This window comes from Rhodobacteraceae bacterium Araon29 (assembly GCA_039640505.1).
Taxonomy (GTDB): Bacteria; Pseudomonadota; Alphaproteobacteria; order Rhodobacterales; family Rhodobacteraceae; genus CABZJG01.
On the sequence record CP046865.1, the window covers coordinates 321284 to 343284 of the forward strand.

Annotated in this window: 13 protein-coding genes and 1 pseudogene; 11 read left to right on the forward strand and 3 right to left on the reverse strand. The window is 44.3% G+C overall.

Translation table 11 applies throughout. The features are described from left to right. Positions 1-10 precede the first annotated feature (10 nt). Together GN278_01440 and GN278_01445 are read left to right on the forward strand one after the other, a co-directional pair. Positions 11-1624: a long-chain-fatty-acid--CoA ligase gene (locus GN278_01440; GenBank protein ID XAT59603.1), complete on the forward strand. Its 1614-nt coding sequence runs from the start codon at positions 11-13 to the stop codon at positions 1622-1624. Between the two features lie 156 nt (positions 1625-1780). Then, positions 1781-2682 (forward strand): annotated as a pseudogene (locus GN278_01445) (nitronate monooxygenase). Between the two features lie 90 nt (positions 2683-2772). On the opposite strand, the gene GN278_01450 reads toward GN278_01445, so the two are convergent. After that, entirely contained in the window at positions 2773-4095 is a 1323-nt protein-coding gene (locus GN278_01450) for an NAD(P)/FAD-dependent oxidoreductase (GenBank protein ID XAT59604.1), read from the reverse strand. A 1340-nt stretch (positions 4096-5435) separates the two neighbouring features. On the opposite strand from GN278_01450, the gene GN278_01455 reads away from it, so the two are divergent. The 7 genes from GN278_01455 (at position 5436) to GN278_01485 (ending at position 16569) form a co-directional block, all read left to right on the forward strand. Further along, positions 5436-6119 carry an AAA family ATPase gene (locus GN278_01455; GenBank protein ID XAT59605.1) on the forward strand — a complete coding sequence of 228 codons (684 nt, stop codon included), beginning with the start codon at positions 5436-5438 and terminating at the stop codon, positions 6117-6119. 57 nt (positions 6120-6176) lie between these two features. After that, positions 6177-7526, forward strand: a complete 1350-nt coding sequence (locus tag GN278_01460) for a hypothetical protein (GenBank protein XAT59606.1) — start codon at positions 6177-6179, stop codon at positions 7524-7526. Positions 7527-7613: 87 nt separating this feature from the next. Next, the gene (locus GN278_01465) at positions 7614-9569 is read left to right on the forward strand and encodes a HAMP domain-containing protein (protein ID XAT59607.1); all 1956 of its coding nucleotides are present in this window, start codon (positions 7614-7616) and stop codon (positions 9567-9569) included. Between the two features lie 42 nt (positions 9570-9611). Further along, positions 9612-12593, forward strand: coding sequence for a response regulator (locus GN278_01470; protein ID XAT59608.1), 2982 nt, complete (start codon positions 9612-9614; stop codon positions 12591-12593). After that, positions 12590-14632 carry a response regulator gene (locus GN278_01475; GenBank protein XAT59609.1) on the forward strand — a complete coding sequence of 681 codons (2043 nt, stop codon included), beginning with the start codon at positions 12590-12592 and terminating at the stop codon, positions 14630-14632. The genes GN278_01470 and GN278_01475 overlap by 4 nt, the downstream gene beginning before the upstream one ends. Further along, positions 14595-15470 (forward strand): hypothetical protein, encoded by an 876-nt coding sequence (locus tag GN278_01480; protein XAT59610.1) that lies wholly within the window; start codon positions 14595-14597, stop codon positions 15468-15470. The genes GN278_01475 and GN278_01480 overlap by 38 nt, the downstream gene beginning before the upstream one ends. A gap of 7 nt (positions 15471-15477) precedes the next feature. After that, a complete protein-coding gene (locus GN278_01485; GenBank protein XAT59611.1) occupies positions 15478-16569 on the forward strand; it encodes a hypothetical protein in 1092 nt (363 codons plus the stop codon). Positions 16570-16811: 242 nt separating this feature from the next. Here the strand turns inward: GN278_01485 and GN278_01490 are convergent, their stop codons facing one another. Beyond that, complete coding sequence (locus tag GN278_01490; GenBank protein XAT59612.1) at positions 16812-17474, reverse strand: VOC family protein; 663 nt, start codon at positions 17472-17474, stop codon at positions 16812-16814. A 710-nt stretch (positions 17475-18184) separates the two neighbouring features. Between GN278_01490 and GN278_01495 the strand changes: the two genes are divergently transcribed. Together GN278_01495 and GN278_01500 are read left to right on the forward strand one after the other, a co-directional pair. Next, positions 18185-18484 (forward strand): hypothetical protein, encoded by a 300-nt coding sequence (locus GN278_01495; protein XAT59613.1) that lies wholly within the window; start codon positions 18185-18187, stop codon positions 18482-18484. Between the two features lie 106 nt (positions 18485-18590). Continuing rightward, positions 18591-19019, forward strand: a complete 429-nt coding sequence (locus tag GN278_01500) for a hypothetical protein (GenBank protein ID XAT59614.1) — start codon at positions 18591-18593, stop codon at positions 19017-19019. Here the strand turns inward: GN278_01500 and GN278_01505 are convergent. Further along, the gene (locus tag GN278_01505) at positions 18937-21951 is read right to left on the reverse strand and encodes a Tn3 family transposase (protein ID XAT59615.1); all 3015 of its coding nucleotides are present in this window, start codon (positions 21949-21951) and stop codon (positions 18937-18939) included. The genes GN278_01500 and GN278_01505 overlap by 83 nt on opposite strands. Positions 21952-22001 lie beyond the last annotated feature (50 nt).

Consider the following 22001-nt stretch of genomic DNA (forward strand, 5'->3'; position numbering starts at 1 on the left):
CGGAGGAACCATGTCCGGATCAATGATGGATATGCCGCTCACGATCAGTTCGCTGATCAAACATGCTGCTCAATACCACCCGGAAACCGAAGTGGTCAGTGCGGAACTTGATGGTTCCGTGCAAACGTCGAATTGGAAAACTGTGGAGCTGCGGTCCGGCCAGATCGCGAGTGCTCTAACAAAATTGGGCGTTACGTCGGGTCAAAGGGTTGCCACGATCGCCATGAACAACATGCGCCATCTCGAGCTATATTTCGGGATATCCGGTGCCGGGTTTGTTTGCCACACAATTAATCCCCGATTGTTTCCAGAACAGCTGATTTATATAGTGAACCATGCCGAGGACGAAGTTGTATTTTTCGAAGCACCCTTTCTCCCACTGATCGCAAAACTGCATGTCAAAATGCCCAACGTGAAGTATTTCGTTTTGATGGGGCCAAAAAATGAAGAGCAGGCAGCAGCCGTGCCTGGGCTGATGTTTTACGACGAACTGATCAAGACGGGCTACGAGGGTTACGTATGGCCCGATCTGGATGAGCGGCATCCATCTAGTCTTTGTTACACGTCCGGGACCACTGGCAATCCAAAAGGCGTTCAGTACACACACCGTTCCACAGTCCTGCATTCGTTGACTGTCATCGCTCCGGATTCCTGCTCAATTAGCGCACGAGATTCCATGCTGGTCGTTGTGCCTATGTTCCACGTAAATGCGTGGGGTCTGCCTTATGCATCTGCTATTACGGGCGCCAAGCTGGTGCTGCCTGGTTTCAAACTGGATGGGGACAGCCTGCTTGAAATTATTCATGACCAAGCGGTCTCTTTCGCCGCGGGTGTGCCGACCATTTGGGCTGGTTTGCTTAGCTCTTTGGCAGCTTCTGACAAGGGAGTGGGGGCTTTGAATCGCACGATTGTCGGCGGTGCCGCGTGTCCCCCGTCTATGATGGCCATTTTCCGGGATCAGTACGGCGTCGATGTGATCCACGGTTGGGGTATGACAGAGACAAGCCCAATTGGCACAATTAACCAACCGCTGAAAAAGCACGAAAACCTGAGTAAGGAACAGATGGCGACATTACGTACCCATCAGGGACGTCCTCCTTATGGTGTGCAACTACAGCTCGTAGATGATGATGGTTTCGTCATTACTGATCCACAAAAGCAAGGCGCATTGCAGATCCGTGGTCACTGGATCGTCGATCACTATTTTGGGCAAGAACAATCGGCACTGGAAAATGGTTGGTTTGACACAGGCGACATTGCAACCATTGACCAGGACGGTTTCATGACGATTTGTGACCGAGCCAAGGATGTCATTAAATCAGGTGGAGAATGGATTTCTTCTGTCGAGCTGGAAGGGATTGCCGTATCCCATCCAGATGTCTCAGATGCCGCTGCAATTGGCGTGCCGCACCCGCAATGGGACGAGCGTCCGGTGTTGTTGGTGAAAGCCGCAGAGGACGCGTCTCCAGACGAAGCGGACATTCTAACATACTTCACGGATAAAGTTGCAAAATGGCAAATTCCTGATCGAGTGATCGTTGTAGAGGACATGGTCCGCAATGCGACAGGAAAAATTCCGAAACAGGACCTGCGTAAGAAATATGCGGGACTTCTGAGCGATTAATCTGCCCTTCCGATAAACCTGTTTCTCGCTGCATTCCTCGGAGAGCGGCCCATTGGAAACCTTTTCGATAAAGAGTGGCGGGCTGCATAAACGTATCCCATCCGTTGAACTGCTCGGAAGGGGCCTGACCTTAGACTGACCTTTAAGGATGAAAATATGAAAACCGCAATCACAGATATGCTTGGTATCAAACACCCGATTTTACAAGGAGGAATGCACATGATCGCTTTTGCCAAGCTTGCGTCCGTCGTGTCCAATGCAGGTGGCCTAGGCATGATTACCGCATTTTCGCTCAAGACACCTGAGGCGCTCGCCGATGAAATTGCGCGTTGCAAAGACATGACGGATAAGCCCTGTGGTTTGAACCTAACATTCTTGCTGACTGTGAATGCACCTGACTATCCTACAATCGTCAAAGCGATTATCGACGGTGGCGTTAAGGCCGTCCGAACCGCAGGGCGGAACCCATCTCAAGTCATGCCGCATTTGAAAGACGCCGGGATCAAGGTGATCCACAAATGCACCTCCGTGAGATATGCGCTCAAGGCGTAAGAAATTAGGTGCCACGCCGTCGCTGTGAATGGATTTGAATGTGGTGGCCACTCGGGTGAGGAAGACGTCCCGAATATGATTTTGCTATCGCGTGCAGCGGATAAGCCCGAAATTCCACTTATCTCCTCTGGATGATAAGTAGATGGATTTTTGTTGGTCTCCTCTCTCACGACGGGAGCGCAGGGGATGAACTTGGGCAGCCCTTTTCTTGTCACCCAAGAAGTACCAGTTCACCAAAATGTAAGGGATTCTATCATCGCTGCATATGAACTGGATGCGCGCCTTGTGATGCAACCACTGAAGAATACTGAGCGAGTCTTGAATAATTCAGCTGTGGAAGAAATTATTTGCAAGGAAAAAGAATTGGATGATGCCATCACTTTTGAAGACATCATTGACCGGATAGCGGGTGTCTTCCAAAGATTATGCAGAGTGGTGAAATGGATGCAGGCGCGTGGTCCTGCGGGATGGTTGCAGGTCCTTTCCATGATATTCCGACCTTTTAGGAACTCTTTAACTAGATCATGTCTGAAGCAAATGCGATCATTTCCGATCGACCAGCAGGCTTTACCCTGTTGGGGATGGGAACAACACGTCTAGGCAGACAACCGATTGGCTGCACGTCGCAAGCGACCAGAAACGAGGAAAGCCTGAATCGCGTAAATCACGTATTTGTGGAGGGGTTCATGTGACAGATAGAACAGTCGCGACCGGCGAAGCCAGATTGGAATGAAAAGCTGTAGTTTCAGAGCGTTATCCACTGAGTTGCTCAGGACGTGCGGCCAATCCGCCTCCACTTCTGGATGAGGAACTGGCGTGATCCTGTTTCGTTTTTCATCTGTTGTATTGCACAGTTCAAGTGCGCCAATTGTAGCCGCACTAAAGACCTGTTGGCAGAAAAATATTGGCTGAAGGTTAACTTTGCCCTTTTCAAATAACGGAACAGCAGCTCGTTTCGCAAGCCCGTCCGCTGTGCAATTCACAAATAATGTGTCCTCTGGCATTATCAGGGTTTCATCTGCAAATTCGATACCCACTGCAGAAATAGATTTGACCCGTCCATTGCGAATGGTGTTCGTGATCTGCTTCATGAGGTTGATCTCTTCCAAACTAACCGTTGGGCATTTCCATTTTGTGGGGGTCGCGTCTTGGTTAACACGTAGAATCCCGCCTCTCATTTCCAAAGTGGTGAAAATCTCAGGTGGCGTTTTTGCCTCGATGATCGAGTGACAGTGATCTAGAATAGCATCCATGACCTTGCCAACTTGAATCTCTGCGCGTTCAAAACACCAGATGTCATTCGATATAACCCAATGAATTTCGCTGGCAGGCACACCTCGATTCAAGAGGTATTGGATCGCATCCATTCCGGTCTTACCACATCCTAGAACGCAGTAATTCTTCCATTTTCCAATTTCATCGGTCAGACTATTCAACGGCACGAAAGGCACGTCGTCTGATACGTCGAATTTCGGGGCGTGGGTGGAGGGAACTTCTACCCCCATAAAGGTGGCATTCACAACGCGTCGTTTGACTATGAATTCGACCGATGCGTTCTCATCTGTCAGAGATTTGGCTCTATTTTCGCCCAGATATTCGTGCTCTCCAAGAAACTCAACACGGCCGCTTTGGTGAAAATCTTCCAAGATCTTGGCATAATACTCAAGGATCTCACTCTTGGAGGAAAGGTCTGTCGTACCGTTCCCTAGTTTCCGGGAATTTACGCCGTAAAATAGGGCGGGCTGGTGCAGCTTTACAAAGTCATATGAATCGTTCCAATGCCCGGCCAAACAGTCTTTTCGATCGACGATGGCAAAGGTAGCTTTCTTATCACCTGTAAGTACCGTGTCGACGAAAGCGGTCCCCATGGCGCCGCCTCCGATCACAAGGTAATCCACCTCGGTTGTTCTTGTGGTCATGTTTTGTATCCTTATTTCGGTTGGGTCTATGCGCGCCGCGCTGCGGTCCAAGCTGCACAAATGCAGATGCACGCACCAAAAAATTCTGCACTCGCAGCCACGCAGAAAAAGCTGTAAAAAAGAACGTTTGCCAAGTTGCCTTCAGGCTGAAGGCCTCGGCCCGTGCCAAATGGCGCGAGGGAGTACCCGGCAAGTTTCTGATAAAGCATAATGAGCGTGCTGAAGTAGAGCCACTTCGATTGCTTTACTCCGAAACGTAGCAAGGGCGCCAATGCGACGATCAGCATTGAGAGCATACCGTTAATGATTGGTCCGGTATGTGTAATCCGCCAAAGTTCGCGTGTTTATGGAAGGCCAAGGTCAAGGGCGGGATCGGCCAAAGTTCGAGCCAGCCACCACGAATAATAATTCGATGCGGGCCACCAAAGAAACCGGCAATCAACATAACGAATAAGTGGAATACGAGCTTTGCCGCAACCGACCTTGAAACGCTACATTGCTGAGATGTCCAAGCGTTGAATGCGACCATGGAAAATCCTCCCCTAAAACTAATTCGGGCCAAGTAATCCGGCCCGCTCCTCCAAGAACCACTTTAAGAGGATAGCTGTGTCGGCCGCCCTAGACTTTGGTTAGAAGCCCTAGGAAAACTTGAAGTTTCATCATACGAACCAAAGGGACAGGCGTGGTGCAAATGTGACGAGCCTAAGTCACATCAAGAAAACAAATGGGAAAACGGACATTAAAACGTCACTGAACCTTTTCTTGAAAGAGCGTAACCGTCCAGTTTCCCGTGATCTGGAGGAGGTTTTGGGATAACGAGGGGCTAAAGTTGACCATGCAACAAGATCAAGGTTGGGCGCTGTGCCATATCAGGGCTGGCAGCATCAAGGCCTTCACCAACCACGTCAAAAAATAGTCTGGCTGATCCGACATCAACAAACATCGCACACCTCTTTGACGCTATGATCCATTCGAAAGTTCCCTAGAACCTATCATTGTCCGTCATCAAAGCCTTTGGGACAGCATTGTTGAATTGAGCGAGGAGGCTTCCTGGTTCATTGTAATCTTCATGGAGTGAAAATGAGACAGAAATCTGTTGGCAGCAAAGAGGCTACAGATAAATCGTTTTCTTGTAATCTTTAGAACCATAATCCCAACATTCTGTCTAAAGACCCTTTCCTAATAGCCGCGCATTCGCTCCCGCCCCAACCATGTCTTCCTAAAACACTGGGCGGCAATGCCGGAGGATTAATTCTAGGGCAAATTCGCAATTAAAACATCTTCTTAAAAGTAAGAAACCGCCTGTAAAAAAATCAAAATGATTGATTTTATCAGAATAAATTCGTTTGATATCAGGGATTCGAATCATTTTAGGATTCATTTTGACAAAAGTTATAACTTTCGCGAGCAGTAAAGGTGGAACTGGAAAATCTACCTTGTGCGTAAACTTAGCGGCTTTTTTTGCGAAATGCGGAAAGAGAGTCACGGTGTTGGACGTGGACCCGCAGAAGTCATCGTATGATTGGATTATAGAAAGCAGTGACGAATATTTATCCCTGATCTCAGCAATCCACCTCACTGAGGAAACACAAATAGAGTCCGTTATTGCAAATACGGATAGTGATATTGTTTGCATCGACTTACAAGGAAGCCTTAATAGCTCGCCGCTTTTTGCTTTGGCGATTGCTGACGTAATATTAGTTCCGTGCAGGCCCTCGAGAGACGACATTATTGGGTTAGGCTGGATTCTAAAGCTACATGAAATGGCTTCAGAGAAATTCCCTACCTCTGATGCGAAAGTAATTGCAATTTTAAATGCAGTTAACGCGAGGTCGATTATTTATTTGCACGCAAAACAGCAAATAGAGGCAGACAACATAACTTTGATTTCCAATCCAATCACGCAAACTGTCGCGTTCGCAGAGGCAAATATAAACAGAGTTTCAGTGTTTGAGTTAGATGGGAAAGCAAAAAACTTAATTCACAATGTTGGAAGTGAGCTATCGGAGCACTTATTTCAATGAATTTGTCATGGAAAGAGAATGAGAAAAACATCATAGAAACTTAGGGAATCCAAAATAATGGGGAAGAAATTAAAAGATATCTCACCTTTGCAAGTGGTAAAGGAAAAGGCTGGCGATATAGCTCAGCCAGAAGATATCGCAGACACTCATCCTCAGGAAAAAAGCTCTAAAACTAAAACTGGAATTTCTTCTTCAACTACCGCTGAAACAGAGAATGTCGATAGGTCAATCGATAAGAAAACTTCCAAAAATGAGGAAGATGTACCAAAATCACCGGCTAAGCCCACCACTGAGAAACGCGTTACGAAATCGACTTCCGTAAAAGATAAAACATCTGAAAATGTCGATGCACTTGATAGTAGCTCTGACAAAGAAGAATTGCCAAATGCTGAAGATGTTGCAGCCAATGGAACCCTAAAAGAGTGCCAAACTCAGGACTATGGTGAATTATTTACTTACTCAAGAAATGGAATGCAGTTTGGTATCCCAATTCAAAACGTTCAGGAAGTTATTCGTGATTTTGGCGAAATAAGCGAACTTCCCATAGATTTGAAGGCATGCATCGGGTCAATTATTTACCGTAATAAACTGATACCCGTTTTTGAAAGTAAACAGCTGTCAAATAGCCTCTCAGCAGTTGACGAAAATATACCCAAAGAACGAATGTCTTTAATACGCGTAATGATCGAAGACATCGAAGTCTGCTTTACGATGGATAAACATATTGATGTGGTTTCAAGTCAATTTACATCCGATAAAAAAATTGGTGCTAAGGATGGGCATTCAAAAACCTTCGGGTATATAAAAAATACCATTGGTTACAAGAATTCTAATCTGTCTGTTATTTTTTTAGAAAAAATTTGGACTGCTTTGGAGTTAAACCTTAGCAGTCAAGACGTGATTGATACTACCGACGTATTCGAAGATCAGCAGTCAAAAATTATCTCGAAAAGTCAAAAAGAATTTATTTTTGCGCGAATATACGATTTCCATTTTGTGGTGGAAATTAGCAGTGTCATAGAAATTATAGAAGGGTACGATGTTACTCAGCTACATAGTACCAATAATTTTGTTAGAGGGCTATTAAATCTTAGAGGTCAAGTAATAGCATGCATTGACATATCTTCGTCTCTTGGCTGTGAAAAGCTAATAATTGATGAAAGAAACAAATATCTCGTCCTTAATCACCATCAATTTGAGTTTGCTTTGTGTGTCAACGAAGTGATCGGTATTCGCTCTTTTGATACGAACAGTTTTGTTTCTGCATCTACAATTTTGGGCGATGATGTATCTGGCTTGTTTTCGGGCGTGAGTGAGCAGGACGAACATACACTTCTGCAGCTTTCGCCGGAAAGCATAATAGCTTCTCCCATGTTGAACGCCTACAAGTTGGAGAAGTCTGATTAGTGTTTTTCTCAAGCAGAGTTTGGAAAATGATCTGGTGTTTCCGCCGGTAGGCGGACTCACGGTTAAAATGAAAAAAGGGTGAACTCAATGATAAATTTTTATTCAATCTTCGTCAGGATCCTATTTCTAATATTTCTTCTTATCTTTTCGATTGTGCTTCTTAGCGGATTGGGTGCGTTTTCCCTTGGTAAAGTTGGAAGACAAATCCAAGATATAGATACTTTCCAAATACCTTTGCTTGAACACACTGCAAAAATTACCGAATACCAGCTTTTGCAAGAAGTTCATCTTATGACGGGTGCTTTTGAATTAGAGGTTGGGCAGGAAGGTTATTATAAAGATAACATAAAGCGAATGACCAAATATGGGTTGAAAGCAAGCGAGGAAATTTATGCAGTCGAGGCTATTTTACGGAAAAGGCTTGGAATCTATGATGGTGAGTATCGCTCGGGCCAAACCGATAACGGACATGATCAAGTTGAGTTGTCTGAAGAAGAAAGGCAACAAACAGAAAAAATGCTTATAATGGCCGAGCAAATTGAAAATGAACATAATGAATTTGAAATATTAACACAGCAATTCTTAGTCGCATTGGTAAAATCGGTTAGCGGCAAAAATGATCTATCCACCCATTCAGGTCAGGATCATACTCAGTCAACAACAAAGCACACTTCTCACCAGACCGACCATTCGGACGGTCTCGAAACGAATAATGGTCATGAAGCATCTGCAAAAGTTGGCCTTTCCTCTACGCCTCATCAAGAGCATGATGGAAATAACAGCGGGCACTCATCGAAAGAACTTAGCCATGGTGCGCCAGCGCAAGCGGATACTATCCATGGCAAAGGCCAAGGTCAGACAGAAGATCTTGTTGAACTTGCACATTTGCTTGAAACCACACAAGATCAAATAAACGATCATTTACATGAGCTGACAGTTGAAGTTGAAGCCATCACAGAAGCAGCTGTTGATTTAGCCGATAAAATTGAAAGGGACGCTTTAAGAAACACTTTGGTGGTTTCTGCGATAGTAGCGTTAATCTCACTGATAATTGGAATACGCTTGTCGTTGAGCATTAGAAGCAGGCTAAAAATTGCTACAACTTCGATTACAGCAATTGCAAATGGAGACTTGAATCAAGAAATAGACGACCAAGGAAAAGATGAAATTTCAACAGTTATGGCTTCCGTAAAGCAATTACAAAGAGATCTAATAGAAATTGTTACGGAACTAAATAATCTTTCCTTCAACTTGACGAGCTATGCCAAAGAGTTAGGCCAAGCGACGTCTCTGGTCTCGGAAAACACCACAGAACAGGCAAGTTCGGTGCAGGAAACATCTTCCGCCATGCAAGAAATGGCTGCGTCTATCAGGCAAAATGCAGAGTCGGCAAGTGAAAGTGATCAACGCGCGAATAGTCTATCAGAGGATGCTGCAACTTGCTCACAAGCTATGGAAAAAACTGCGACGTCAATGAAAGATATAGCTGAAAAAATAATGGTTGTTGAAGAAATAACCCGCAAGATTGAATTACTAGCCTTGAACGCATCGGTTGAAGCTGCGCGTGCGGGTGAGCATGGAAAAGGTTTTGCAGTTGTTGCTTCAGAGGTTTCAAAACTTGCTGAATTAAGTAAACAAGCTGCTGGCGATATTCAGCTGTCGTCCGCAGAGGGCAAAGAGTTATCTGAATCAACAAATAAAATGCTTAGTGAGCTTTTGCCGGAAATAGAAAAAACGCGTGATTTAGTTCAAGGGATAAGCGCGGCGTCTGGCGAACAGTCAACCGGAGCCAACCAGATAAATTCTGCGATGCAATCTCTTGACGACGCTATTCAGGGCAATGCGTCAGCTTCGTCCCAATTGGCAAAAACTGCCCAAACAGTTTCAGACTTGGCTCCAGAATTAAGAGCGCTCGTAGCGTTGTTCAAGCTAGACGCTACAGAGGGCTCTCAAAGGGGTAAAGCTAAAGGGCGACGTAATAATGGGGCGACAGCCACAACAAAAAATGAAGATATAATCAAGGGAGGCATTGAGGACTTTTAGCACCGTAAACTGGTAAAAACTTAGTGATTTTAAAGAGATCCCATGAAACGATATGAAGCATCGATATTAGAAAGTCGGCCTGAGGACAATTCAGACGAAAAGTTCTTGGGTCGAGAGGAATTTAGCAATAGTGCGGAAGACCTTCTAAAACATATTTCAAGCGCTGGGAAAGACGTCGTAAATATTGTTAAGTCCAAGCACGAAGAGCCTGATGAAATATACAGTATTGGCTACAAAAAATGCTATTTTTGCCTAGGTGTATCCAGAATTATAAATTTAAAAAAACTAGTGCATATTTTTGAAATTCTGGAATTTGTCTTAGACTGCGGGCGTTCTAAACAAGACTTTACTAAGCACTCTATGATTTATTTAGTAGAGCTAATATTTGAGAATTCAGAAAGAATTTTGAGGGATTATATTGAAAAAGGATCGTGCGATTTTGACCTCAGCGATATCATTTCAGAGTGTAAACTTTACCTTGTTGACCCTTTAAACTCTTACAATTCTGAGATTGAACAGAAAATTCTAAGCGAAGGGTCTGATGATTTAAGTGAAATCATAGTTGCGCTCCCAGAAGCAGCTGTTGAACTTATCGATATTCCTGCACCAGAGCAAATAAGTGATGAACCAGAAGAGTTAGACTTCTCGGTAGATAAGGTTCCTTTGGTTTTAGACTTTTGTGAAGAAGCCACAGACAATTTAGACGAAGTCGAAATGACATTAATTGAGTTAGAGGGCAACGAAAATTCAATTGACTTGGTTAATCAGGTCTTCCGAGCGATACACACAGTTAAAGGGGGAGCAAGGCTTCTAGAGATCAAAAAGATCGAGGCTTTGGCACATCAAATGGAGAGCCTTTTGGACGATGTGAGAGTCCAAATTAGACCGATCGACGCAAATCTTATAGATATTCTTATGGACGGAAATGCAGTGCTCTCCAAAATGGTTCAAGAGGTTGGAGCGCTTGGAAATATCAAAACAAAGATCAATGATCTTATGCAACGGATACATGAAATTCGAAATGGGAAAATTCAAGACGTAGCCCAAACAGAATTAGTAGTAGCAGAAGAAAAAAGCTCAAGCGTAGATCTAAAAAAACAAACTGAGACAAAAGAAAATATTGTAACAAAACCGGACGAAAAAGGCGGACAGCCAGAGGAGAATATCAGAGTACCTGCAGGTAAGCTCGATGAGGTTCTTAATACCGCCTCAGAGGTTTTCATAACGCGAATACGTCTCCAAAACGATATTCAGGTATTATCAAATGCTATCAATAATTTAGAGAGATTAACCCGGGCTGCAAGATTATCTGGAGTAGCCGAAAGTGTTGAATCTGTAATGGAAAAATGCTCTGAATTAGAGCTTAATCTGATCTCAACTAATTCAGATCAGAAAAGCCCTTTGGGTAAATCAAGACGAATTCTCAAGCAAATAACAGACATATTTAAGAGTGACATTTTTAGAAACTTGGAAAAGTTTCCAAACGAGTCCCGTCTGACACTTCTACGAATTGAAGATATAAGAAAACAGTTGCAAAAAAATGTAGACGACTTGGAAGGCTTAAGTGGTCGCCTTCAAACTGGCGCCATGGGATTTAGAATGGTTCCGATTGCTCAACTTTTTAACCGTTTTCCAGGCCAAGTGCGAAAATTATCAAGAGAAATAGGCAAAAAGGCAAAGCTTACTATTTCTGGTGCTGATACCGAGCTTGATAAGCTACTTATAAATAAATTAGCCGATCCGTTGATCCATATCATGAGGAACTCCATTGATCATGCTTTTGAGTCATCGGAAGAAAGAATCCGTCTTGGAAAATCAGAGATAGGCAAGATAAAAATTAGTGCGTTTTATCAGGGCTCAAATGCCGTCATTGAAGTTTCAGATGATGGCGCTGGTATCGATAAAGAAAAGGTTCTGGCAAAAGCTCTAAGTAACGAAGTTATTTCCAAAGAAGATGCGGCAGAACTCTCCGATAAAGAAATCTTGGATTTAGTTTTCGAACCAGGGTTTTCAATGGCTAAGGAAGTAACCGAGCTTTCGGGCCGAGGCGTTGGGATGGACGTTGTCAAAACAGCCATTTCAGGCGTTCAAGGAGTAGTACAATTAGACAGTGAGCTGGGTCGTGGAACCACTGTGACTATGAAGCTACCGCTTACGCTCGCCATAGTTGGAATTCTTCTTGTAAGTGAAAATGGTCATCAATTCGCATTCCCTGTTTTGAATGTTGTCGAAGTTTTATCAATAAAGCGCACCGATCTTAAAAAAGTAGGCGAAAGTTTAGTATTTAATTATCGCGGAATTACTTTGAACGTGAATTCCCTTTCGAAATTTTTGAACTTTCCTTCCAGTGCATTCGATGAAGAGGAATGCTCGATAATTGTTCTAACCGATGGGGATCGGCATTTAGGGATTCTTGTGGATGAAATTAAAGGTAGACAAGATGTCCTAATCAAACAATTTGGTTCGTTGCTTGCGAAAATTGATTACATGATGGGCTGTACAATTTTGTCGGATAGCAGTCTCGTTTTGATCGTAAATATATGGGAACTCCTGACTTCCAATTCAAATCAACAACTGCAAATTGATAATTCCAAAATGAAAAAGGGAGTCAGAGCCGAGAGGGGCCAGCATAAAGTGTTGGTAGTGGATGACTCTGCTATGCAACGAAGTCGAATGAGTTCGATATTAAATCAGGCAGGATATGATGTTGAAACCGCGGTGGATGGCCACGACGCACTTCAAAAAACCGAACTAAACAATTTTTCAGCTTTTTGTGTAGATATAATGATGCCTCTAATGGATGGCTATGAGTTTATTGAAAAACTACGTGAGAGTGAAAAAAACACGGACGCTACGGTTATTCTAATCACGGGTAAAACGATCACAGAAGGGGCTGAGCAGCGTCGAATTGAGTCTTTAAATATTGCAAAACTATTTGAGAAGCCAGTTCAAGAGCAGGAATTTATTTCCGCGCTGGATGATTTATGTTTCGCGTTGAAAAACCAAAAAGGTGATAAGCTGTGACCTCTGTTTCAAACCAGATGATTTCAAAAGATGAAAATAAGGATTTTAAATTTATCATCTGTATAGAAAATGAAAGCTACTGTAATTATCTCAAGCAGTCTTTGCCGATTATTGGCGAGAATTCCGCTTTATTTATAGATAAAAAGAATATTCCAAATGCTGTTGCTGAGAATAAAGACGTGATTCTTCTTTTGCAGTCAGATGATGATGAATATGAATTGATAGAAATAGCAACAAAACTCAAACGTGTATTTTCACATGAAATAAAAATCATATTTTTATCCCTTGATTATCAACTCAATCAAGAAGTAGCTGCAGTTGTAGACAAATTTTTACAATTTCCACTTAGTGCTGACGATTTGTTGGCTGCAAGTTTGGAAATTGCCTCCCCTTTAAAAAAGGTTCTTTTAATTGATGACTCTAAACTCGTTCACAAGACAATCGTCCATGACTTAGAAGAGGCGGGTTTTGAAGTTTATCAAGCATTTGACGGGCAGGAAGGTTATGACAAGGCAGTCGAATGCAAGCCAGCGGTGGTAATATGCGATATCGAAATGCCGCGTATGAATGGATATCAGGTCTGTGAAGCCATTAGAAGCGATGAACATCTGGCTGATACGCACATCATAATGTCAAGTACTCTTGGTTCGGCAAGAGATCAGAAAAAAGGCTTTCAGGTTGGAGTAGATGAGTACATTACCAAACCTGTCATTATTAGCGAGTTGATTGACCGTATCGACAAAGTATTCAGCCGCGCAAACTCTGGTAGGGAAAGTATTTTACTGCTGGATAAGAATACCCGGTTTGCAAGAAATATGTCGAAATCGTTATCGCAACAAGGTTTCGGCACTCGTACGGCCGCCTCTATAAAGGAGTCAATGAAATCACTAAAACGTATTTCTTGCGATCTAATAATTGCTGAACTTGAACCTGAAGATGGCACTACAATAGACCTTTTTCACGAATTAGGTGGGCTGGATAAAAATAATAGCCCTGACGTTCTTATTATAGTCCCGCAGGATGGTCAGTCTGACGCCAGAATGGTTCTAAATGCAGGCGCTGCCGGTGTCCTATCTAAACCTTTCACTATTGATGCATTGCTTGCTCAAGTAGAACGCGCGCTTGCGGATAGACGTTCAAGAAAAGAAAAAGAACAACTCGGAAGGTATGTTTCGAAAGCCTCAATGCGCATGGCCATCGAAAAAGCAATCCTTGGATCTAATGATAAACAATCACGGGCTGATCGAAAATCAGCAAGTGTTTTTTTTAGTGACATAGCCAATTTTACAGCGCGTTGTGAGCGTTATTCCCCAAAAGAAATCGTAGAACAAATTAATCTTCTTTTCGAGGTAATGACGCGGGTGATTATGAAAAACCAAGGAGACATAGATAAATTCATTGGTGATGCCTGCATGGCATTTTGGTTGGATGAAGTCGCGGAGTCCTCAAGCGAGGCGGTGATGTTAAGTATTTTAGAAATGCAACAGCAGATTGCGGTAATGAATGCCGATCACCCTCTTTTGTCCAAAGACCCGATCGTTGTTCGAATGGCCGCCAATACCGGAGAAGTCATCTTATGCGATCTTGGCGCTGCAGATGCGCGGGTAGATTTGACAATAATAGGGGATACCGTGAACATTGCCGCGAGATTTGAATCCGCCTGTAAACAATATGGTTTAACTAACTTAGTTACTGAGGAAACTGTACGAGGAAATATGGATAAATTTCTTTTGCGCATCATCGATAAAGTTCGTGTGAAAGGTAAAAAGGAACCGCTTAACTGCTATGAAATATTAAGCATTAAAGGGGCTGAAACAAAAAATCTCAAAAAATTGAAAGAAACATTTGAATTAGGTTTTGTAGAATATCAAAATGGCGCTTTTAAGAAAGCTTTGTCTTCATTTAAAAAATCATCCAAATATGAATTAGGCGTCGAAGCTTCTTTGACACCGTCATCGCTGTATATTTCAAGATGTGAGCATTTGATAAATAATCCACCAAATGAATGGTCTGGTGTTTGGTCGCTTACAGAAAAATAATTTAATGTTGAAAAATAGCGAACTATTTCCAGAATATGCACGAATAAAGGAGTTTTTTAAAAAAGAATTCGGATTGGTATTACCTGACAAGTTAAACGCGGCAAATAGTAAAAGGCTTGAGAATTTTATTGAAGTTTCGGGTGGTTTAAATGGAAGCTTGAAGCTATCACAACATAAAAATCATGTGCCAGATGAAAAATTACTAGGCTTGATAAGCTTATTCACCGTCAACCACACATCGTTCTTTAGGGAAAAAAAACAATTTCAGTTTTTTAAAGAAAAGGTAATGCCTAATGTCTTGGGGCCAAATTTTGAGGACGAAAAATCTGACCTTAGAGTTTGGAGCGCTGCCGCAGCTTCTGGTGAGGAACCATATTCAATATTATTAACAATGCTAGATTATTTTCATGAGAATGATTGCGAGTATAAAGGTAGTATACTGGCTACAGATATTGATATTGAGGCGCTCAATATCGGCTATCATGGATCGTACAGGCAAAACAAGATAGAAGGGAAAATATCGGCTCTCAACAAAAGATATTTTCAAAAACAAACCAATGGAAATTTACAGATATCAGCGGACTTGAGAAGACAAGTTCTATTCAGGTGGTTAAATTTAAACAGCGAACAGTATCCTATGAAAAGAAAATTTCACGCTATTTTTTGCAGAAATGTCATGCTTTATCTATCCAAAGAAAGTAGAGAAAAAATAATAAGAAATTTGACTGAATACTTGTTACCAGGGGGATATTTGTTTTTGGGTATAAGTGAAACGAATTTGGTTCAGCGTTCTGACATGAGATCGCTCGGTGATTCAATTTACCAAAAGGAATATTGAATTTTAAATGGCTGAAGTCATAAACCTTTTAATTATAGAGCCAAATGCGTTGATCAGGCAAACGCTCCATAGTTATTTTAAAAACTCGAAGGTTTTTAAGGTAATTGGAAAAGCCTATGACGCAAAAATAGCAAATATAAGAGCAGACTCTGTACTGCCAGATATTATTATTTTTGATTTTTCTGATAATTATGAAATTAACCTTGAAAATATGAAGGATATATTCAGTGGATTTTATATACCGATAGTATTTTTTTCTACGAAACCCCTGGAGGAAGTTTCCAAAATTGCAAGTGAATTGGGTTCTCTTGATTGGTCTTTGATTGAAAAACCTAATACAAGCTTAGCAAATGAGACAACCCGTCTTCTGCCAGAAATTGAAAGACAGTTAAGAGAATTACATCTGTCCTCAATAATGCGGATTGAGAATTTCAAGAAATCAAATAGAGCCACTCGAAATTCTATCACTTCAATTAAAAAATCAAACTCGGCGAAACCTCTTTCAAAACAGAAGAAAGCAGATTTTATCTGTGACAAAGTAATTTCTATCGGCGCCTCTACCGGCGGGACAACCGCATTATTGAAGATATTTTCTTCTTTACCCAAATCGATGCCAGGCATAGTAGCGGTTATCCATATGCCTATCCGTTTCACGGGGTCTTTTGCGGCTCGTCTAAACAAACTTTGCGAAATTAGAGTAGTTGAAGCTAAAGATCGACAAGAAATAAAATGTGGTCAGGTCATAATCGCTCGTGGTGATAGACACCTTCGTGTGAAGAAAATTGGCAATAGAATTTTTACTGAATTGGGGGGCGCAGAGCAAGTGAACGGGCATTGCCCCTCTGTCGATGTTTTATTTAAGTCTGTTGCAGATGAACTTGGCGCGTCGGGTGTGGGCGTTATCTTAACTGGGATGGGTAAAGATGGGGCCGCTGGTCTTGGTGAAATTATGCGATCTGGCGGTTTGACGATAGCTCAAGATGAAGGTTCTTCAGCAGTGTATGGGATGCCCAAGGCGGCTGTTGAAGACGGTGCCGTTCAAGAACTATTACCTCTAGACAAAATTTCGTTGAGGTTAGCTGAAAACTATTCTTTTTAGCTGAGTAAACTTTTTTGACCTTCCCCCAAAAAACTGTTCCAAAATGTGATAAAGGCGGAAACTCGGATTTGTGGGTCGGAAACAGCTTTCAGGCGAATGTATTTTGAAGATGTTGCGTGTAGTTTAGGACAGAGCAACTATTTTCTTATTTTAAATCAGGTTAGCGACGAAAAAAAGCCGAGTTAGTATATTATAATATTTTTTGAATCATACTCCCGAAATTCTGTCGCAAAAACCTTTACTCATAGGAGCGAATTGCCTTCGGTCCCAACCATGTCTTGTTCAAGCACTGCGCTGCTCTCGAACTTTAAGTCCTTGACCCCTTCACCAATAAATAGCTTGACGCGATCATCATCACAAAGTGTGTTAACTATTGGTCGCAGTTCCTCGGTCGTTCCAAAGTGGACGCTCTTAAAACCAACCACCCCATTCGGATGGACAAAACCTGTCCGTCTTAGGTCAGTGTCGCAGGTGCCGAAAAATGGAATTTTCATGTTGTCAGGCATCACGCCGACAAACCCTAAATTACGACCCTTTGTATCTAAACGCTTAGATTTAAACTGAAAATAGCTTTGCCCAGATTGCTCTAATATTCCCTTGGCATCTGCAAGCCTGTCGGGCTCGCTTTCGAGTGCCATGCCGATCAGCCCTTCATTTGCTCCATCCCAAGTGCTTATTCTGGACGTAAACGCCTTCTTGCCAAAGAGTCTGAGCGGAATTTGTGCCCATGACGGCATTCCTGTCTTCCACAACAATTCCAAATATGTTCCATCGGCAAAATAGATCATCGCATTATTTGGCTTCTTTGCCTTTCCGTATTCAACTTCGAACCCATTTTTACGATACCGATCCACAGCATCATCCAAATCGGAAACTTTCAATAAAACGTGGCTAAGTCTCATCATTTCTTTATTCCGCAGCAATCTCGAGGGCGCTAATCCTGATCTGTTTCACAATTTCTAACTGTATATTGCTTAGGTAAATTCGCTATTCAACTAGTTTAACCGTTTAGGTTGTATTTTTTAAGATTTTGCGCGTTGTTCCGGTTTGTAACACTGTCGGTTGGGGACCATCTCTGCCTTTTGGGGCCTGCTTGAGCGAATTACTCACTCTGACAGGGCCACGTGGCATCTGCCAGAGATAACTTTCTGTTTTATGGTTTCTGTTTGGATGGATTGAGTTGTGGCGCTCCTAACAACAACCTACTTTATGACTTGCACTTTTTTGCGCGTGGTTTTTGGGGCTTGGACAATATCACGCACGGCCCTTCTTATTTCTCGCCTTATTAGTTTCCTAAACCCAAATATTTTTCCATCGCAATTTCCGATATTTAAACCCGACAATAGCGTGGTGTTAAAATATTGAGAGCCTTTTTGAAAAAAATGCGTGTCCACTATCCTTACACCATTAAGGGCGCTCGTTTTTGCCCCCCTGCAGTTTAAAGTGTCCAAGCAAATTGAAGGTGGTGCTTTCTGGAATTGCGACTTGATAGCCAAGCCGATTTATTGAGGGGGTGGCATTAGCCAAACTTACGAAAAGTTTGACTTTTATGGGTATCTCCAAAAAGGTGGAAGTTTGAAACCGTCTTTAAAAATATAAAAGGAAAAGAAAACTCATGAGTGTAGCAAACGTGGTGAGTATGGAATTTGAAAGTGCGCAGGCTTTGCAGGATTTTGCAGTAAGGTATAACGAAGTGGCACCGGTACATTACCCTCAAGCAGAAATAATAATGTTTGTTAAAACTGATGACCAAAGCGGTCTTGGAATATCCATATATCCAAGTGAGGAAGCTCGCGAAGCAGGTAACCAGCAGAGAAATCAGGAAGTAAAAACCACTGAAATGGTACCTTTGATGAAGGAGATATTCAGAGTTAAAGGTGACGTGATGGTAAAACATATTATTAACCCAAAATGAGCTTATTTTAAGCTATTCGTAAAATGATCTTTCTAAAATACTTTTTGGCGCTCTCTTATCGGCTCATAGAATCCTCGCTCTCCAGGCTTCTGATACTTAAGCCGATTTGTCTGACAGCACCTGCCACGTTATTGATGGTGATACGATAGTCATCGGTAAACAGCATATTCGCTTTGCGGGTATAGATGCGCCTGAGTTGAATAAACCATATGGCAAGCAAGCCAAGTGGGCGTTGGTAGAACTATGCAAAGGTCAAAATGTTACCGCATATTTAACGGGTGAAACTTCTTATGATCGTGTTGTGGCCAAATGTTTCCTAGATGATGGACGAGACCTCGCTGCGGAGATGGGTACGTCCCAACAAAGGAACGTTAGGTCCCACGGGGATCAGCGTAAGCACCTAAATTGCTTTGATTTCTCTGTGATTGATTTCCCCTGTTTTGGGCGGCACCTCACGCGGCTGATTTCAGGGGGAGAATTCCGAGGTTGTCCCGGAGCTTTTCGTCGGAAAAGTCGTACTCGCCGAGCATGTTGATGTGCGCCCAGGCCATGGGAGCATGTGCTGCGATCGCACGGCGAAGATTTTCTTTGGTTTCAGCATCCGGTGCCTTTTCGAGTTGGTGAGCAAGGTAGAGGTAGTTCCAGCAGATGATGGAGTTCTTGATAAGGCGGTTGCAGGCTTCCGCGATCTCTTGCTCCTCCTTTTCGGTTTGGGAGAACTCGCGGGGGTTGCCTACGGCGACGGCGCGGGTGAACCGATTGGCCAGTTCGACCTTGTTGAGTTGGCGCTCGATGGCTTGCCGCAGGTTGAGATCATCGACATATTGTAGGATGAACAGCGATTTAATGATTTGCCCGAAGGCTTTCAGTGTCTGGTAGAGCGCGTGCTGGCGGGAATAAGAATTGAGCCTCCGGAAGATGTCAGAGGCGGTGTTTTCCTTGAGATTGATGGTGGCGATCAAGCGCAACAGGGCGTTCCAGTTTTCGCGTATCAGGGCTTCGTTGATGGTTTTGTCCGGGGCGATGATCCAATCATGATCCCTTGGTCGGTCTGGCTTGAAGATATAGAGGGTCTGCTTTCCGATGCCCTTGATGCGCGGAGCGAAGGAGAAGCCCAGCAAATGCGTCACCCCGAAGATGGTTTCGGTGTAGCCGTGGCTGTCGGTGGAGTGGATATCGCTTTTGACAACGTCATTGCACATGAGGCCGTCGATCACGAAAGCGCTTTCGCGATCGGCGGCACTGATCATAAGGGAATGCCAGAGGAGATGGCGTTCATCGACGAATGTATAGGCGCTGATGCCTTGTCCCTGTCCGAAGTACTTGAATGATCGGCTGGCAGCCAGGCTTTCGCCGCGCACCTCGAATTTCTGCCCGTCACTGGCGGTATGAAGCTTGTCCTCCTCGTTCCGATAAATATTGGGCAGGTCCATCTCGTCCATGGCCTTGACTACGGCGTCGTTCGCGGCCCGGATGTTGTCGAGTGAGAACCGCCAGTTGACTGCTTGTTCCAGTTCGCCTTCTGTAACGCGTGAGGAGATCCTTGCCATTTTGCGCACGCCAATACCGCAGCCGAGCCCCATGATCCCTGCCAACAGCGCGGGACGGGAGACCACCTGCCGGATATGGGTCTGCTGCCAATGCTCGAACGCGGTCAGCATTTCGCAGTGGTTGTTGACGGTCTCCAAAACCTGCGCGAGCGGAACATCGTGCCGTTGAGGGAATAGATCGCTGGTCGTGCTCATGTCGTCGGATCCGGCAGCTGGGGTGGCGATGTGGAACGCGCCATCGGCACGCACTTTCAAATGCGAATTGGCCGCGGCATTGGCGTTCGTGCGCTGGTATTGTTGCGTCAGCGCATCCCTGAGGGTCGCCAGCACGGGTTCCGGATTGGAAAACTCGGCCAGGCCTGCCCTCTCCAGCAAGTTCTGTTTCTCTTGTTCCCATCGCTCCGACGCTATCAGATAGGTGTCCATCGGGCGATACTTATAAGATTGCGAGAGATTGAGGTCGCCGGATTTGATGGCAGTGGTAACGTGTTGAAATAGAAAAACCTTATAGAGCGAGGTTCGGAATGAGCCATCAGCACGGATTAGTACTGCCCGCTCTTCGGCATTGAGAAATTTTGTTGGCGCACCTAGTCCAACCGCCCCGTCGCTTTTCTTGAAATGACCGATGGCGGCGATCAGCCCGGCAATCCGATCGTTCCGGTCGAACGTGATTGCCCGAAGGAGAGGGCTGAGGCGATTTTGCAATCGTATGGATCCTGTCTCAAGCACATCGGCCCAGCCTTCATCCTGCCCGGTTGCGGCCAGGTCATCTTTCAGCTGGTCGAATGCGCCGGACCGTCCTTGATCCAGTAAAGATCGGATGGAATCAACTTTCTGAGCATCCGACATACTGTCCGCCTCGGTCACGTCGCGAATGTCGCGCAATAGCCCGAAGACTGATGTGTCCAGATCGTTGATGACGGATTTAAGCTGATCTTGTTGTGCCGCCCGGTTTTCCAGCAACCGATCATTGTGCTCACGGACAGCTTTTGCCTGAAAGGAAGCCATGACACTGAGCCAGAGATCGATCAGATTGTCTTGGGTACGGTAGAATTGATGCGCGACGAAGGCAGCGGCATGGATGTGGCGATCACTGGTCGCGCGCCGCTGAATCTGAAATATCTCGGAACGAAGCACGCTGCCTGCGAAATATCGAATGCCAGAAGCGCCCAGATCGAGCGCCGACAGAGGACCTGAAAGCTGGCAATACAAATCCGCGAGCGCTTCATAATCGATGATCGCATCCTTGATCTTCATTGGCCTTGCCGACTGCGACAGCTTCTTTAGCAGGGTCAGACGATATCGATTCTGATCATCCGAGGTCATGAAGAGATCATCCAGCAATGTGCGCGCGTCGTCGGTGAGGTGTGCATCCATCAGTTTAATCAATTCCACTTTGCGGGCTTGGAGGCCGGAGCGGATCAGTTCAAGCAGAACGCCTGATCTGGGAACCTGAATTCGCCACTGGATCAGAAAGTCGGTGCAACGGTCAAAGATCAGGCGCGGCTTCAGATATGTTCGCGCCATCGTCGCGACCTCGACGATCAAGCCTTTCCTAGCTTTCCGCGCAAATGGCGTGAAGCCATAGAAATCCAGAATGAGCTGACGATGACGTGCGCGGGTTTGCTTCGGGTAGGCTGCTGATGAAAATTCCGATCCTGAGCGCCCCAGAAGTTTCGCTGCTGCTTCAATATCCGGGGCGAGAAAGTCTTGAGGGTTATAAAACCGCTTTGCGGCCTTGAAGTAGGCGCACATCACCAAGAAGCCGATCTGGCCAGCGGGTGAACGCATTTCGGCCGCGACGTCCATCAAGGGCTTGGGAAGGTCGAAACATCGCTTGCGATCACGGAAGTCGAATACTGGTGGTCGGTCAAACATCTCTTGTTCAGGTGTGGAAAGGATCTGCATTCGTGGCATGGGTATCTCCGATTATGTGGCGTCCGAGAATCGGTCGTTTGATGGTCCGG

Coding starts and splice junctions, on each gene's coding strand:
- GN278_01480 (XAT59610.1), top strand. CDS start 14,595: ATGAATGGTCTGGTGTTTGGTCGCTTACAGAAAAATAATTTAATGTTG.
- GN278_01490 (XAT59612.1), bottom strand. CDS start 17,474: ATGATGAGACTTAGCCACGTTTTATTGAAAGTTTCCGATTTGGATGAT.
- GN278_01470 (XAT59608.1), top strand. CDS start 9,612: ATGAAACGATATGAAGCATCGATATTAGAAAGTCGGCCTGAGGACAAT.
- GN278_01460 (XAT59606.1), top strand. CDS start 6,177: ATGGGGAAGAAATTAAAAGATATCTCACCTTTGCAAGTGGTAAAGGAA.
- GN278_01450 (XAT59604.1), bottom strand. CDS start 4,095: ATGACCACAAGAACAACCGAGGTGGATTACCTTGTGATCGGAGGCGGC.
- GN278_01465 (XAT59607.1), top strand. CDS start 7,614: ATGATAAATTTTTATTCAATCTTCGTCAGGATCCTATTTCTAATATTT.
- GN278_01485 (XAT59611.1), top strand. CDS start 15,478: ATGGCTGAAGTCATAAACCTTTTAATTATAGAGCCAAATGCGTTGATC.
- GN278_01440 (XAT59603.1), top strand. CDS start 11: ATGTCCGGATCAATGATGGATATGCCGCTCACGATCAGTTCGCTGATC.
- GN278_01495 (XAT59613.1), top strand. CDS start 18,185: ATGAGTGTAGCAAACGTGGTGAGTATGGAATTTGAAAGTGCGCAGGCT.
- GN278_01505 (XAT59615.1), bottom strand. CDS start 21,951: ATGCCACGAATGCAGATCCTTTCCACACCTGAACAAGAGATGTTTGAC.